General features: G+C 61.3%; 12 protein-coding genes, 1 tRNA gene and 1 pseudogene. All 14 read left to right on the top strand.

Annotation, left to right across the window (positions count from 1 at the left end; translation table 11 throughout):
• A pseudogene (tuf, locus tag DyAD56_RS22255) lies at positions 1-226 on the top strand (elongation factor Tu); the annotation flags it as partial.
• Positions 227-361: 135 nt separating this feature from the next.
• A tRNA-Trp gene (locus tag DyAD56_RS22260) sits at positions 362-437 on the top strand.
• An 81-nt stretch (positions 438-518) separates the two neighbouring features.
• Complete coding sequence (gene secE / locus DyAD56_RS22265; protein WP_102305029.1) at positions 519-914, top strand: preprotein translocase subunit SecE; 396 nt, start codon at positions 519-521, stop codon at positions 912-914.
• Positions 915-923: 9 nt separating this feature from the next.
• Positions 924-1,484, top strand: a complete 561-nt coding sequence (nusG, locus tag DyAD56_RS22270; protein ID WP_102305030.1) for a transcription termination/antitermination protein NusG — start codon at positions 924-926, stop codon at positions 1,482-1,484.
• Between the two features lie 194 nt (positions 1,485-1,678).
• A complete protein-coding gene (gene rplK, locus DyAD56_RS22275; RefSeq protein WP_102305031.1) occupies positions 1,679-2,107 on the top strand; it encodes a 50S ribosomal protein L11 in 429 nt (142 codons plus the stop codon).
• Between the two features lie 3 nt (positions 2,108-2,110).
• Entirely contained in the window at positions 2,111-2,818 is a 708-nt protein-coding gene (gene rplA, locus DyAD56_RS22280) for a 50S ribosomal protein L1 (RefSeq protein WP_102305032.1), read from the top strand.
• Between the two features lie 352 nt (positions 2,819-3,170).
• Positions 3,171-3,704 carry a 50S ribosomal protein L10 gene (gene rplJ / locus DyAD56_RS22285; RefSeq protein ID WP_102305033.1) on the top strand — a complete coding sequence of 178 codons (534 nt, stop codon included), beginning with the start codon at positions 3,171-3,173 and terminating at the stop codon, positions 3,702-3,704.
• Between the two features lie 46 nt (positions 3,705-3,750).
• Complete coding sequence (rplL, locus tag DyAD56_RS22290) at positions 3,751-4,122, top strand: 50S ribosomal protein L7/L12 (RefSeq protein ID WP_102305034.1); 372 nt, start codon at positions 3,751-3,753, stop codon at positions 4,120-4,122.
• Positions 4,123-4,329: 207 nt separating this feature from the next.
• Complete coding sequence (rpoB, locus tag DyAD56_RS22295; RefSeq protein ID WP_102305035.1) at positions 4,330-8,487, top strand: DNA-directed RNA polymerase subunit beta; 4,158 nt, start codon at positions 4,330-4,332, stop codon at positions 8,485-8,487.
• A gap of 89 nt (positions 8,488-8,576) precedes the next feature.
• The gene (gene rpoC / locus DyAD56_RS22300) at positions 8,577-12,791 is read left to right on the top strand and encodes a DNA-directed RNA polymerase subunit beta' (protein ID WP_102305036.1); all 4,215 of its coding nucleotides are present in this window, start codon (positions 8,577-8,579) and stop codon (positions 12,789-12,791) included.
• Between the two features lie 178 nt (positions 12,792-12,969).
• A complete protein-coding gene (gene rpsL, locus DyAD56_RS22305) occupies positions 12,970-13,344 on the top strand; it encodes a 30S ribosomal protein S12 (protein ID WP_019464011.1) in 375 nt (124 codons plus the stop codon).
• Positions 13,345-13,360: 16 nt separating this feature from the next.
• Positions 13,361-13,828, top strand: a complete 468-nt coding sequence (gene rpsG / locus DyAD56_RS22310; RefSeq protein WP_102305037.1) for a 30S ribosomal protein S7 — start codon at positions 13,361-13,363, stop codon at positions 13,826-13,828.
• Positions 13,829-13,861: 33 nt separating this feature from the next.
• Positions 13,862-15,979: an elongation factor G gene (gene fusA, locus DyAD56_RS22315; protein ID WP_102305038.1), complete on the top strand. Its 2,118-nt coding sequence runs from the start codon at positions 13,862-13,864 to the stop codon at positions 15,977-15,979.
• Between the two features lie 47 nt (positions 15,980-16,026).
• On the top strand, positions 16,027-16,322 hold a 296-nt coding region (locus DyAD56_RS22320; RefSeq protein WP_233202812.1), incomplete at its 3' end, for a GTP-binding protein.

Raw genomic sequence — 16,322 nt, forward strand, 5'->3', positions numbered from 1 at the left:
CACCCCGTTCTTCAAGGGTTACCGTCCGCAGTTCTACTTCCGCACGACCGACGTGACCGGCGCGATTGAGCTGCCGGAAGGCGTGGAAATGGTCATGCCGGGCGACAACATCAAGGTGGTTGTCAGCCTGATCCACCCGATCGCCATGGACCAGGGTCTGCGCTTCGCCATTCGCGAAGGCGGCCGTACCGTCGGCGCCGGCGTGGTGGCCAAGGTCATCAAGTAAGCTGTACACTGGGAAGTCGCCCGCTCTGCGGGCTGCAAGGAAACCCCGGGGCGGGCCTAGGTCCGCCCTTGGAATAGGTGCCCAAGGGCGCCACCTTGTGGCAGCAAGGCGAGCGACTTCACCCATTTTCTGAATACGCCAGTAGCTCAATTGGCAGAGCAGCGGTCTCCAAAACCGCAGGTTGGGGGTTCGAGTCCCTCCTGGCGTGCCATCTTCCCGAGGATCCACGACGGATGGCGGATGGCATGCAGACCGTAGCCCGGTCGATGCCTTTCTCATCCGATCACGTCGCATGAATACGAAGGCAGAATCAACTAAGGGCGCTACTGGCGCCGATATTGCCAAGCTGGTGCTGGCCGTAATCGTGCTGGCAGCCGGCATTTTTGCGTATTCTTGGTTCGGCAGTGACGGCGCAGTTCCACAGTCGGTGCGACTGCTGGGCGTGCTGGCGGCGCTGATCCTTTCGCTGGCCATCGGTGCGTTCACTGCCCCTGGCCGGCGTGTGCGCGCCTTTCTCGGCGAGTCGCAGTTCGAATTGCGCAAGGTGGTCTGGCCTACACGCGACGAAACGCTCAAGACGACCGGCATTATCATTGTCGTGGTCATTGTGCTTTCGCTGCTGCTGGGCCTGATTGATCTGATCCTGAAGTCGGTCGTGCTCGACTGGCTGCTCAAGCTCGGTACATGAGGTGATGGCATGAGCAAGCGTTGGTATGTGGTGCACGCCTATTCGGGCTTCGAAAACCAGGTAAAGCGGTCGCTTGATGAGCGAATCCGTCGCGCTGGTATGGAAGAGAGGTTCGGCGAAGTGTTGGTCCCGACCGAAGAGGTCATCGAGATGCGTAGCGGCCAGAAGCGCCGCAGCGAGCGCAAGTTCTTTCCTGGTTACGTTCTCGTGCAGATCGAGACGGATACCGAGGGTAAGGCGCCGCGCATCGACGACGAGTGCTGGCACTTGGTCAAGGAAACCCCGAAAGTCATGGGTTTCATTGGTGGCACGGCGGACCGACCGCTCCCGATCCGTGACTCCGAGGCCGATGCCATTCTGAGTCGCGTCCGTGAGGGTGTCGAGAAGCCTAAGCCCAAGGTCCTGTTTGAGCCTGGCGAAATGGTTCGCGTCACCGATGGTCCGTTCAATGACTTCAACGGCGTGGTCGAAGAGGTCAATTACGAGAAGAGCCGGCTACGCGTCGCGGTGCTCATTTTCGGTCGATCGACCCCGGTTGAGCTGGAATTCGGTCAGGTCGAGAAAGCCTGACTTGGCTCCATGGCAGGTCTCGGCATGGGGCTTGCTTAAAACTTGATCAATCTCTATACTGCGCGGTTCACGCTGGGGTGTTTTGCCCGGCGTGCCCGTGTTTCTGGGGTTCGCGGGATAGCGAGCCTTCCTCTCTCAGGGAATGACAACGTTGCGAGGAGCCGCAAGGCGCTTGAACTCGCGAGGAAAAAGCAATGGCAAAGAAAGTAACTGGTTATATCAAGCTGCAGGTCAAGGCAGGTCAGGCCAACCCGTCGCCGCCGGTGGGTCCGGCCCTCGGTCAGCGCGGCCTGAACATCATGGAGTTCTGCAAGGCGTTCAATGCCGCTACGCAGAAGTTGGAGCCGGGTCTCCCGATTCCTGTGATCATCACGGCCTATTCGGACCGTAGCTTCACCTTTATCACCAAGACCCCGCCGGCTTCGATCTTGATCAAGAAGGCCACGGGCATCGCCAAGGGCTCGTCCAAGCCGAACACCGACAAGGTCGGCAAGATCACCCGCAAGCAGCTGGAAGACGTTGCAAAGCAGAAGGAGCCGGATCTCACGGCTGCTGATCTGGACGCTGCAGTGCGCACCATCGCTGGTAGCGCGCGCAGCATGGGCTTTGTGGTGGAGGGCTAAGACATGGCAAAGATCACGAAGCGTTTGAAGGCGGCTCAGGCCGCAGTGCAGCCGGGCAAGCTCTATGGCCTGGAAGAAGCCCTGACCATCGTCAAGAACAACGCCAAGGCGAAGTTCGCTGAGTCCGTGGACGTTGCGGTCCGCCTCGGCATCGACGCCAAGAAGTCCGACCAGGGCGTGCGTGGTTCGTCGCTGCTGCCTCACGGTACCGGCAAGACCGTCAAGGTCGCCGTGTTCGTGCCGGCCGGTGAAAAGGCCGAAGCCGCCAAGGCCGCCGGTGCCGACGCTGTCGGTATGGACGACCTGGCTGAGCGCATGCAGGCTGGCGATCTCGACTTCGGTCGTGTGATCGCTACGCCGGACGCGATGCGCGTCGTTGGTAAGCTCGGCCAGCTGCTCGGTCCCCGTGGCCTGATGCCGAACCCGAAGGACGGCTCGGTCACGGCCGACGTCGCCACGGCTGTCAAAAACGCCAAGGCCGGCCAGGTGAAGTTCCGCAACGACAAGGCGGGCATCATCCACGCCACCATCGGCAAGGCTAGCTTCGACGCTGCGCAGCTCGCGGACAACCTGAACGCGCTGGTCAACGACTTGCTGAAGGCCAAGCCGTCGACCGCCAAGGGTCAGTATCTGCAGAAGGTCGCTCTGTCGTCCACCATGGGCGTGGGCGTGCCGGTCGAAGTGTCGACTCTGTCGGTGTCGACCAAGTAACAAGTTCAAGTCCCGCACTGGCATGACTAGTGCGGGCACGTTTTTGAAGGCAGCCGCGGCCTAGTGCCAAGGCCGCCGTCAAAGACCGCAGGCGCGATCAACGCGCCACGACGACGAGCAGGGAGCTCGTGTTGGCAAGGAATCGCCGTCGTGGCAAGCGGGTTCGCTTAATCGGATTCCTCGCGGATCTGGCCTGCGTAGATGGTGTCGCCCCTTCTGGAATCCTAATGTTTTAGGAGTGTGTTCTGGAAAGGCCACCACCCGGGATCTCTGATCCCCGACGTCACGGACGGTGTCGCTCAGGACCGCAAGCGGCAGGAGCCGTAAGCGGAATTCATAAGAGGAGTGAAAAATGGCTCTGAATCTCTCTCAGAAGCAAGAAGTAGTCGCCGAACTGGCAGAAGTTGCCGCGAAGGCTCACTCCTTGGTCGCTGCCGAGTATGCGGGCACCACGGTCGAACAGATGACCGCGATGCGCAAGAAGGCTCGCGAATCCGGCGTGTTCTTGAAGGTTGTCAAGAACACGCTTGCATCGCGCGCTGTGGTAGGTACCGAGTTTGAGGTCGTCAAGGACGCCCTGACCGGTCCGCTGCTGTACGCATTCTCGACCGAGGAGCCCGGCGCTGCCGGTCGCCTGATCAAGGAATTCGCCAAGACCAACGACAAGCTGAAGGCGCGCGTCGTCTCGGTGGAAGGCAAGCTGCTTCCGGCCGAGCACGTCGAAGTGCTGGCGTCGCTGCCGACTCGCGAACAGGCACTGGCCATGCTGGCCCGTGTGCTGGCTGAGCCCGCTTCGATGTTCGCCCGCGTGGTCAAGGCTGTGGCCGACAAGCAGGGTGGTGGCGAAGTTGCCGCCGAGGCCCCGGCTGAAGCCGAGCCCGCCTAAGTTCGTTGACTATTCAATTCGAATCAATTTCCAGAGGTAAATGCAAATGTCCCTGACCAACGAACAGATCGTTGAAGCCGTCGCCGCCAAGTCGCTGATGGAAGTGATGGACCTGGTGAAGGCCATCGAAGAAAAGTTTGGCGTCACCGCCGCCGCCCCCGTGATGATGGCCGCTGGTCCGGCCGCTGCTGGCCCGGCTGTTGAAGAACAGACCGAGTTTGACGTCATCCTCAAGAGCGCAGGCGACAAGAAGGTCGACGTGATCAAGGCCGTCCGCGCCATCACGGGCCTGGGCCTGAAGGAAGCGAAGGACCTGACCGAAGCCGGTGGCGTCGTGAAGGAAGCCGCTTCGAAGGACGACGCTGCGAAGTTCAAGAAGGACCTCGAAGCTGCCGGCGCCACGGTCGAACTGAAGTAATTGGCGCTCTTGCGCGCCGTCAGTTTGATCTAGCGTCAAGCCAAGCCTGGGGGCGTAAGCCCCTGGGCTTTGCCTGTTGTCGGCAGGGAATGGGGAATAGGGAATTAGGGAGCAGCCCTTGAAGGTGGGTAGCTTTCGATTCTCTATTCCCGATTCTCTATTTCCGACTCCCGATTCATCGAATACACAACCGAGGCGGTACCCACCATGACCTACTCGTTTACCGAGAAGAAGCGCATCCGCAAGGATTTCGGCAAGCGTCCCCCTGTTTTGGGCGTTCCGAACCTGCTGACCATCCAGACCGACTCTTATCGCGAATTCCTGCAGGAGCATGTCGCTCCCAAGCAGCGCGATGAGAAGGGTCTCCACGCCGCGCTGAAGTCCGTGTTCCCGATCGTGAGCTATTCGGGCAATGCCGCACTTGAGTATGTCGACTATCGCCTGGGCGAGCCGCCGTTTGATGAGCGCGAGTGCCGCAACCGCGGCATGACCTTCGGTGCGCCGCTGCGCGTGACCGTGCGTCTGGTCATCTATGACAAGGACAGCCCGGCCTCCAAGAAAGCCGTGAAGTACGTGAAGGAGCAAGAAGTCTACATGGGCGAAATTCCGCTCATGACCGACACCGGCACCTTCATCATCAACGGTACCGAGCGCGTCATCGTTTCGCAGCTGCATCGTTCGCCGGGCGTGTTCTTCGATCATGACCGCGGCAAGACGCATAGCTCCGGCAAACTGCTGTTCTCGGCTCGTGTGATTCCTTACCGCGGCTCGTGGCTCGACTTCGAGTTCGACCCGAAGGATGCACTGTTCACGCGTATCGACCGTCGCCGCAAGCTGCCGGTGACAGTGCTGCTGCGTGCGCTTGGCTACACCAATGTCGAAATGCTCGACGTGTTCTTCGAGCATAACGTGTTCCACCTGGGGAAGAAGGGCGGCACCACGCTGGAGCTCGTCGCCGAGCGCCTGCGCGGCGAAACGTTGACCTTCGACCTGACCATTGGTGACACGGTGCTGGTGGAAGCCGGCAAGCGCATCACGGCGCGTCACGTGCGTCAGCTCGCCGCCGAGAACATCACTGCGCTGGAAGTGCCGGACGACTATCCGGTCGGCCGCATCCTCGCGATTGACGTCATCGACCCCAAGACCGGCGAACTGCTGGCCCAGGCCAACGACGAAATCACCGCCGAGCAGTTGGAAAACTTCCGCAAGGCCGGTATCGAAGTCGTGCCGACGCTCTACGTCAACGACCTGGATCGCGGTGCGTACATCTCGCACACCCTGCGCATCGACAACACCAAGACGCCGCTCGAGGCGCTGGTGGAAATCTATCGCATGATGCGCCCGGGCGAGCCGCCGACCAAGGACGCCGCGCAGAACCTGTTCTACAACCTGTTCTTCACCTTCGATCGCTACGACCTGTCGGCCGTCGGTCGCATGAAGTTCAACCGTCGCGTGGGCCGTCAGGAAATCACGGGTCCGGGCGTGTTGTTCGACAAGAGGTACTTCGCTGACCGCAAGGAAGAGGAAGCTCAGAAGCTCGTTGCCTCACAGGGCGACCGCTCCGACATCCTCGACGTGCTCAAGGTGCTTATCGACATCAAGAACGGTCACGGTACCGTCGACGATATCGATCACCTGGGCAACCGTCGCGTGCGTTCGGTCGGTGAAATGGCCGAGAACACCTTCCGCATTGGTCTGGTGCGCGTCGAGCGCGCGGTGCGTGAGCGCCTGTCGCTGGCGGAGTCCGAAGGTTTGACCCCGCAGGAACTGATCAACGCCAAGCCGGTTGCGGCGGCGGTGAAGGAGTTCTTCGGCTCGTCGCAGCTCAGCCAGTTCATGGATCAGAACAACCCGCTGTCGGAAGTGACGCACAAGCGTCGCGTCTCGGCACTGGGCCCAGGCGGTCTGACGCGTGAGCGCGCAGGCTTCGAAGTGCGCGACGTGCATCCGACTCATTACGGCCGCGTCTGCACCATCGAAACGCCGGAAGGTCCGAACATCGGCCTGATCAATTCGCTCGCCGTTTACGCGCGCACCAACCAGTATGGCTTCCTCGAAACGCCGTACCGCAAGGTCGTCGGCGGCAAGGTCACTGACCAGGTGGATTACCTGTCGGCGATCGAAGAAGGCGATCACGTGATCGCGCAGGCGAACTCCCCGTTGAAGGACGGCGCTTTTGTCGAAGACTTCGTGTCTTGCCGTTTCCGTGGTGAGTCCGAGCTGCGTCCGTCTGCTGAAGTGGACTACATGGACGTTTCGCCCATGCAGACCGTGTCGGTGGCAGCAGCGCTTGTGCCCTTCCTCGAGCACGACGACGCGAACCGCGCACTGATGGGCGCGAACATGCAGCGTCAGGCTGTGCCGACCCTGCGTTCGCAGACCCCGCTGGTGGGGACGGGCATCGAGCGCGCTGTGGCACGTGACTCGGGCGTCATCGTTACCGCCAAACGTGGCGGTGTGATCGACCAGGTCGACGCCGGCCGTATCGTGGTGCGCGTGAACGAGGAAGAAGTCGGCGACAACGATGCCGGCGTCGATATCTACACGCTGACCAAGTACACCCGCTCCAATCAGAACACCAACCTCAACCAGCGTCCGCTGGTGAACGTGGGTGATGTGGTGGCAAAGGGCGACACGCTGGCCGACGGTTCGTCGACCGACCTGGGCGAGCTCGCGCTCGGCCAGAACATGCTGATCGCCTTCATGCCGTGGAACGGCTACAACTTCGAAGACTCGATCCTGCTCTCCGAGCGCGTCGTGCAGGAAGACCGCTACACCTCGATCCACATCGAGGAGCTGTCGTGCATCGCGCGTGACACCAAGCTTGGCGCCGAGGAAATCACCGCCGACATCCCGAACGTGGGTGAGCAGGCGCTGGCTCGCCTCGACGAATCCGGCATCGTGTACATCGGTGCGGAAGTGAAGGCCGGCGATATCATGGTCGGCAAGGTCACGCCGAAGGGCGAGAGCCAGCTCACGCCGGAAGAAAAGCTGCTGCGTGCGATCTTCGGTGAGAAGGCTTCCGACGTTAAGGACAGCTCGCTGCGCGTGCCGCCGGGTATGGACGGCACCGTCATCGACGTGCAGGTCTTCACTCGCGACGGTATCGAGAAGGACAAGCGCGCCAAGCAAATCGAGGAAATGGAAGTCAAGCGCATCCGCAAGGATCTTGATGACCAGTTCCGCATCCTCGAGGGCGCGATCTACAACCGTATGCGCACCCAGCTCGTCGGCAAGACCGCAATGAGCGGTCCCGGCGGCCTCAAGCGCGGCGCCGAGATCACTGACGCTTACCTGGACGGCCTGAAGAAGGACGACTGGTTCAAGGTCAACGTCAAGGAAGAGGATGTCACCGAGTTCCTCGAGCGCGCGGCTGACCAGATCAAGCGCCATAAGGAAGAGTTCGACAAGCGCTTCAAGGAAAAGCAGGGCAAGATCACCCAGGGCGACGACCTTGCTCCGGGCGTGCTCAAGATGGTCAAGGTGTTCCTGGCCGTAAAGCGCCGCATCCAACCGGGCGACAAGATGGCCGGTCGCCACGGTAATAAGGGTGTGGTGTCCAACGTGGTGCCGGTGGAGGACATGCCGTTCTCCGAAGACGGTACCTCGGTCGACATCGTGTTGAACCCGCTGGGCGTGCCGTCGCGTATGAACATCGGTCAGATTCTGGAAGTGCATCTTGGCTGGGCCGCAAAGGGTCTGGGTAAGAAGATCCAGAAGATGCTCGAAGCGCAGGCCAAGGTGGCGCAGATCCGTGAGTTCCTCGACCAGGTGTACAACCACCACGTCGCTGGCGCCGTGCAGCATGTCGACCTGAAGTCGTTGACCGACGAAGAAATCTTCGCCTTGGCCAACAACCTGCAGGAAGGCGTGCCGATGGCGACACCGGTGTTCGACGGTGCCGAGGAAACAGAGATCAAGGCGATGCTCAGGCTCGCTGATCTGCCGGAATCCGGCCAGACGGTGCTGTTCGATGGTCGTACTGGCGAGGCGTTCGATCGCCCGGTCACCGTGGGCTACATGCACTACCTGAAGCTGAACCACCTTGTCGACGACAAAATGCACGCGCGTTCGACCGGTCCGTACTCGCTGGTCACGCAGCAGCCGCTGGGTGGTAAGGCGCAGTTCGGTGGCCAGCGCTTCGGTGAAATGGAAGTCTGGGCGCTCGAAGCCTACGGCGCGGCCTACACCCTGCAGGAAATGCTGACGGTGAAGTCCGACGACGTGCAGGGCCGTAACCAGATGTACAAGAACATTGTCGACGGCAACCACGAGATGGCGGCGGGCATGCCGGAGTCCTTCAACGTGTTGGTGAAGGAAATCCGCTCGCTCGGTATCGATATTGATCTGGAAGAAGTGAAGTGAGTTGAGGACGAGACGAGGAATGAAGCTTCATTCCTCGGTCTCCCGATTGCCGATTCTCCATTCCCTATTTCCGATCTTCGGAGACATCCATGAAAGACCTGCTCAATCTGTTCAACCAGCAGCGCACCGCGCCTGACTTCGATGCGATCAAGATCGCCCTGGCTTCGCCAGAGCTGATCCGCTCGTGGTCGTACGGCGAAGTGAAGAAGCCGGAAACGATCAACTACCGCACCTTCAAGCCGGAGCGCGACGGCCTGTTCTGCGCCGCCATCTTCGGTCCTGTGAAGGATTACGAGTGCCTGTGCGGCAAGTACAAGCGCATGAAGCATCGCGGCGTGGTGTGTGAAAAGTGCGGCACGGAAGTGACGCTGGCCAAGGTGCGCCGCGAGCGCATGGGCCACATCGAGCTGGCCTCGCCGACCGCGCACATCTGGTTCCTCAAGTCGCTGCCGTCGCGCATCGGTCTGATGCTGGACATGACGCTGCGTGACATCGAGCGCATCCTGTACTTCGAAGCCTTCGTGGTCATCGATCCGGGTTTGACCGCGCTTGAGCGCGGCCAGCTGCTCAGCGAAGACCAGTACCTGGAAGCCGTGGAAGAGCATGGCGACGAGTTCGATGCCCGCATGGGTGCCGAGGCCGTCTATGAGCTGCTCAAGTCCCTGGACCTTCCGGGCGAAGTCGTGCGCCTGAAGGAAGAGATTGGCTCGACCAATTCCGAGACCAAGCTCAAGCGCCTCACCAAGCGCGTCAAGCTGATCGAAGCCTTCCTCGAGTCCGGCAACAAGCCGGAGTGGATGGTGTTGACCGTGCTGCCGGTGCTGCCGCCGGATCTGCGTCCGCTGGTGCCGCTCGATGGCGGCCGCTTCGCCACGTCTGATCTGAACGATCTGTACCGTCGCGTCATCAACCGCAACAACCGCCTGCGTCGCCTGCTTGAACTCAATGCGCCCGACATCATCGTGCGCAACGAAAAGCGCATGCTGCAGGAATCGGTCGATGCGTTGCTCGATAACGGCCGTCGCGGTCGTGCCATCACCGGCACGAACAAGCGCGCGCTGAAGTCGCTGGCCGACATGATCAAGGGTAAGCAGGGCCGCTTCCGTCAGAACCTGCTTGGCAAGCGCGTGGACTACTCCGGTCGTTCGGTGATCGTGGTGGGCCCGACCCTGCGTCTGCACCAGTGCGGCCTGCCCAAGAAGATGGCGCTTGAGCTGTTCAAGCCCTTCATCTTTGCCAAGCTGCAGGCTCGCGGCGAAGCGACCACCATTAAGGCCGCCAAGAAGCTCGTCGAGCGCGAAGAAGGCCAGGTGTGGGACATCCTCGAAGAGGTGATCCGCGAACATCCCGTGATGCTCAACCGTGCGCCGACGCTGCACCGTTTGGGCATCCAGGCGTTCGAGCCCAAGCTCATCGAAGGCAAGGCAATCCAGCTGCATCCGCTCGTCTGTACGGCGTTCAACGCCGACTTCGACGGTGACCAGATGGCTGTGCACGTGCCGCTCTCGATCGAGGCGCAGCTCGAAGCCCGCGCTCTGATGATGGCGACCAACAACATCCTGTCGCCCGCCAACGGCGAGCCGATCATCGTGCCGACCCAGGACGTGGTGCTGGGTCTGTACTACATGACCCGCGAGCTGGTGAATGCGAAGGGCAACGGCATGGTGTTCTCGGGCATCGGCGAAGTCCGCCGCGCCTACGACAACCGCGCCGTGCAGTTGCACGCCAAGGTCAAGGTTCGCATCAACCAGGTGCAGATCGACGAAGACGGCAACCGCACCGAAGGCACCCAGATCGTCGATACGACCGTGGGTCGCGCGCTGCTGCTCGAAATCATGCCGGAAGGTCTGCCGTTCGCGCTGGCCAACACCGAGCTGACCAAGAAGAACATCTCGCGCCTGATCAACCAGTGCTATCGCCGCCTGGGCCTGAAGGACACCGTGATCTTCGGCGATCAGCTGATGTACACCGGTTTCCGCTTCGCCACGCGCGCGGGTATCTCCATCGGCATCGATGACATGATCATCCCGGATCAGAAGAAGCCGATCCTGGAAGAAGCCGAGAAGGAAGTGGTCGAGATCCAGGAGCAGTACCAGTCCGGTCTCGTGACCGCTGGTGAGCGCTACAACAAGGTCGTCGACATCTGGTCGCGCACCAATGAACTCGTCGCCAAGGCGATGATCGACGGTATCGGTACCGAGAAGGTGACCGATGCCGAAGGCAAGACGGTCAACCAGAAGTCCATGAACTCGCTGTACATCATGGCCGACTCGGGCGCTCGTGGTTCGGTCGCTCAGATTCGTCAGCTGGCCGGTATGCGCGGCCTGATGGCTCGCCCGGACGGCTCGATCATCGAGACGCCCATCAAGGCGAACTTCCGCGAAGGCCTGAACGTTCTGCAGTACTTCAACTCCACCCACGGTGCCCGTAAGGGTCTCGCGGATACGGCGCTGAAGACGGCGAACTCCGGTTACCTGACCCGTCGTCTCGTCGACGTGGCCCAGGACGTGGTGATCACCTCGTACGACTGCGGCACGGACGAAGGCGTCACCATGCAGCCGATCGTGGAAGGCGGCGACGTGGTCGAGCCGCTGCGCGACCGCGTGCTTGGCCGTGTGGCTCTGGAAGACGTCTACGGCCCGGGCGAAGACAACGAGCCGATCGTCACGCGCGACACCCTGCTGGACGAAGCCCTGGTCGAGAAGCTCGACAAGGCTGGCGTGCAGTCGATTAAGGTGCGCTCGCCCATCACTTGCTCTGCCGATCATGGCGTGTGCGCACTGTGCTACGGCCGCGACCTGGCCCGTGGTCACCTGGTGAACATGGGTGAGGCTGTTGGCGTCGTCGCTGCGCAGTCGATCGGTGAGCCGGGTACCCAGCTCACCATGCGTACGTTCCACATCGGTGGTGCGGCGTCTCGTGCGGCTGCCGTAGACAACGTGACGGTGAAGACCACCGGCACGCTGAAATTCAATAACCTCAAGACCGTGCATCACAACCAGGGTCACCTGGTGGCGGTGTCACGTTCGGGCGAAGTCAGCGTCATCGACGTCAACGGCCGTGAGCGTGAGCGCTACAAGGTGCCCTACGGCGCCACGATCACCGTCAAGGACGGTGATCCGGTCAAGGCTGGTCAGGCCGTGGCTAACTGGGATCCGCATACCCATCCGATCGTGTCGGAAGTGGCCGGTACCGTGCGCTTCATCGACTTCATCGATGGCATCACCGTGCAGAGCCAGACCGACGAACTGACCGGTCTGGAATCGGCGGTTGTGACCGATCCGAAGCGCCGTGGTACGGCCGCCAAGGATCTGCGCCCGATCGTGCGCCTGGAAGATGCCAAGGGTCGCGAGCTGAAGCTGCCGGGCACCGACGTGCCGGCGCAGTACATGCTCCCGGCCGGTGCTATCGTGTCGATCCAGAACGGTGCACAGGTGGGCGTGGGTGACGTGGTCGCTCGTATCCCGCAGGAAACCTCCAAGACCCGCGACATCACGGGTGGTCTGCCCCGCGTGGCCGACTTGTTCGAAGCGCGCAAGCCCAAGGAACCGGCGATCCTCGCCGAGCGCTCGGGCGTCATCAGCTTCGGCAAGGACACCAAGGGCAAGCAGCGCCTCATCATCAAGGACGTGGACGGCAACGAGCACGAAGAGCTGATTCCGAAGTGGCGTCAGGTCATCGTGTTCGAAGGCGAGCACGTGGAGAAGGGCGAAACCGTGGTGGACGGCGAGCCCAGCCCGCACGACATCCTGCGCCTGCTGGGTGTCGAGCCGCTGGCTTCCTACCTGGTCAAGGAAATCCAGGACGTCTACCGTCTGCAGGGCGTGAAGATCAACGACAAGCACATCGAAGCGATCATTCGCCAGATGTTGCGCAAGGTGGAGATCACCGATCCGGGTGAGAGTCACTACCTGCGTGGTGAGCAGGTCGAGCGTGTTCGCATCAATGGCGAAAACGCTCGCGCCGTTAAGCGTGGCGAGCGTCCGGCGGAGTTCCAGTCGGTGCTGCTCGGTATCACCAAGGCTTCGTTGGCTACGGAATCCTTCATCTCGGCAGCTTCCTTCCAGGAAACGACCCGAGTCTTGACGGAAGCGGCGGTCCGTGGCACGCGTGACACCTTGCGTGGCCTGAAGGAAAATGTTATTGTCGGCCGTCTTATTCCGGCAGGTACGGGTCTGGCGTATCACGCATCGCGTCATCGTCAGGGTGGTCTGACCGCCTCGGAGCTCGAAACCCTTTCTGGCTCCGCTTCGTCGGCTTCCTTCTCAGAAGCCACCACCGGTAGCGACATTGGTGTGGAGTAAGCCCCTCACGGGCTCTACTCGCTGACATACGAAAAGAGGCGCAAGGAGTGCGCCTCGTGTTCGGGCCAGGGCCGGCAGGGCGTCAGCTTGTCTGTGACAGGCTGCCCATGTTAAATTCCCGCTTCTTGGCAGACCGAGCCGGTTCGGTCTGCCTTTATGTTTCTCAGGAACAGCTTCAATGACGACAGTCAATCAGTTGGTTCGCAAATCCCGTAGCCCGAAGACCTACAAGAGTGCTTCGCCGGCTTTGCAGAACAGCCCGCAGCGTCGCGGCGTGTGCACGCGCGTCTACACCACCACCCCGAAGAAGCCGAACTCGGCGCTGCGTAAGGTTGCCAAGGTGCGCCTGACGAACGGCTACGAAGTCATCAGCTACATCGGTGGCGAAGGTCACAACCTGCAGGAGCACTCCGTGGTCCTGATCCGCGGCGGTCGCGTCAAGGATCTGCCGGGTGTGCGTTACCACACGGTGCGCGGCAGTCTCGACTGCGCCGGCGTCACCAAGCGCCGTCAGTCGCGCTCCAAGTACGGCGCCAAGCGCCCGAAGTCCTGATCTTTAGGAATTAACTATGTCGCGTAAAGGTTCACATCCCGCCCGTCTGATCCTGCCGGATCCCAAGCACGGTAGCCAGCTGATCGCTCGCTTCATCAACATGGTGATGAAGAGCGGCAAGAAGTCGGTTGCAGAAAGCATCGTCTATGGCGCGCTTGCCCACCTCGGCGAAAAGAACGCTGAGCCGGTGCAGCTCGTCGAGAAGGCACTGAACAACATCGCTCCGGCGGTCGAGGTGAAGTCCCGTCGTGTCGGCGGTGCTACCTATCAGGTGCCTGTCGAAGTGCGTCCGGGTCGCCGTATGGCGCTCGCCATGCGCTGGGCCATCGATTCCGCTCGCAAGCGCGGCGAGACCTCGATGCCGCGCAAGCTGGCCGCCGAGTTGCTCGAAGCTTCCGAGAATCGCGGTGGCGCGATCAAGAAGCGCGAAGAGACGCACCGCATGGCAGAGGCCAACAAGGCCTTCTCGCATTACCGCTGGTAAGCAGTACAGCTAGAACTTTCAGAGGTTAAGACCGTGGCACGCACCACTCCTATCGAGCGCTACCGCAACTTCGGCATCATGGCCCACATCGATGCCGGCAAGACCACCACCACGGAGCGCATCCTGTTCTACACCGGCGTCAGTCATAAGATTGGCGAGGTGCATGACGGTGCAGCAACGATGGACTGGATGGAGCAGGAGCAGGAGCGCGGCATCACCATTACGTCGGCGGCAACGACGGCGTTCTGGAAGGGCATGGATCGTTCCTTGCCCGAGCACCGCTTCAACATCATCGACACCCCAGGTCACGTGGACTTCACCATCGAAGTGGAGCGTTCGCTCCGCGTGCTCGACGGTGCGGTGTTCGTGCTCTGCGCCGTGGGTGGTGTGCAGCCGCAGTCGGAAACCGTCTGGCGTCAGGCCAACAAGTACAAGGTGCCGCGCCTTGCGTTCGTCAACAAGATGGACCGTACTGGCGCGAACTTCTACAAGGTGGTTGACCAGCTGAAGGCTCGTCTGGGTGCGAACCCCGTGCCGATGCAGGTGCCGATCGGTGCCGAAGACAACTTCGAAGGCGTGGTCGACCTGCTCAAGATGAAGGCGATCGTGTGGGACATGGAGTCCCAGGGCATGAAGTTCGAGTACGCGGACATTCCGGCCAACCTCGCGGATAAGGCTGCTGAAGCCCATTCGTACATGGTCGAGTCGGCGGCCGAGGCAACCGAAGAGCTGATGAACAAGTACTTGGAAGAGGGTGACCTCACCGAGGAAGAGATCATTGGCGGTCTGCGCGCACGCACGCTGTCCAGCGAGATCATCCCGGTCTTCTGCGGTACCGCGTTCAAGAACAAGGGCGTGCAGGCGATGCTTGACGCCGTGGTCAACCTGTTGCCGTCGCCGATCGACCGCCCGCCGGTGGCCGGTCTGGACGAAGACGACAAGGAAGCCACGCGCAAGGCTGACGATGCCGCGCCGTTCTCTGCGCTCGCGTTCAAGATCATGACCGACCCGTTCGTGGGCTCGCTCACGTTCTTCCGCGTCTACTCGGGCACGCTCAATGCGGGCGATCAGGTGTACAACCCGGTCAAGTCCAAGAAGGAGCGCATCGGCCGCATTCTGCAGATGCACGCCAATGAGCGTCAGGAGCTGAAGGAAGTCCGTGCTGGCGATATCGCCGCAGCGGTCGGCTTGAAGGACGTGACGACCGGTGACACGCTGTGCTCGCAGGATCACATCATCACCCTGGAACGCATGACGTTCCCGGAGCCGGTGATTTCGATGGCGGTGGAGCCGAAGACCAAGTCGGACCAGGAAAAGATGGGTATCGCCCTCGGCCGTCTGGCTGCGGAAGATCCCTCGTTCCGCGTTCGTACGGACGAGGAGTCGGGCCAGACGATCATTTCGGGCATGGGCGAGCTTCACCTGGATATCCTGGTGGACCGCATGAAGCGCGAGTTCAACGTGGAAGCCAACGTCGGCAAGCCGCAGGTGGCCTACCGCGAAACGATTCGCTCGTCGGACGTCAAGTCGGACTACAAGCACGCTAAGCAGTCGGGTGGTAAGGGTCAGTACGGTCACGTGGTGATCGAGCTGTCACCGATGACCGAAGAAGATCGTAAGAGCACGGACGTCAAGAACGACTTCCTGTTCATCAACGACATCACGGGCGGCGTGATCCCGAAGGAATTCATCCCTTCGGTGGAGAAGGGCCTGCGCGAAACCATCACCAGCGGTCCGCTGGCTGGCTTCCCGGTGGTGAACGTGAAGGTCAAGCTGGTCTTCGGTTCGTACCACGACGTCGACTCGTCCGAAATGGCGTTCAAGCTCGCCGCATCGATGGCGTTCAAGCAGGGCTTCGCGAAGGCATCGCCGGTGCTGCTCGAGCCGATCATGAAGGTCGAGGTGGTGACGCCGGAAGATTACGTCGGCGACGTCATGGGCGACCTGAGCCGTCGTCGCGGCCTGCTTCAGGGCCAGGACGACACGCCGTCAGGCAAGACCATCAACGCGATGGTCCCGCTGGGTGAGATGTTCGGTTATGCGACGACTATTCGTTCGCTGACCCAGGGTCGCGCCACCTTCACGATGGAGTTCGACCACTACGCTGAAGCGCCGAACAACATCGCTGAGCAGGTCATGAAGAAGGCCTGATAGGGCCTTCTTCCTCCAACTACCGGTCTTTTTTAGAGGTTTAAGTCATGGCAAAGGGTAAATTCGAGCGCACCAAGCCGCACGTCAACGTCGGCACGATTGGTCACGTGGACCACGGCAAGACGACGCTGACGGCCGCACTGACCAAGGTCGGCGCAGAGCGCTTCGGTGGCGAATTCAAGGCGTATGACGCGATTGACGCGGCGCCGGAAGAAAAGGCACGTGGTATCACGATTTCGACGGCTCACGTCGAATACGAATCGCCGAACCGCCACTACGCCCACGTGGACTGCCCGGGCCACGCCGACTACGTGAAGAACATGATCACGGGTGCCGCGCAGAT

Origin of the sequence: Dyella sp. AD56, assembly GCF_002878475.1 — a bacterium.
Classification (GTDB): domain Bacteria; phylum Pseudomonadota; class Gammaproteobacteria; order Xanthomonadales; family Rhodanobacteraceae; genus Dyella.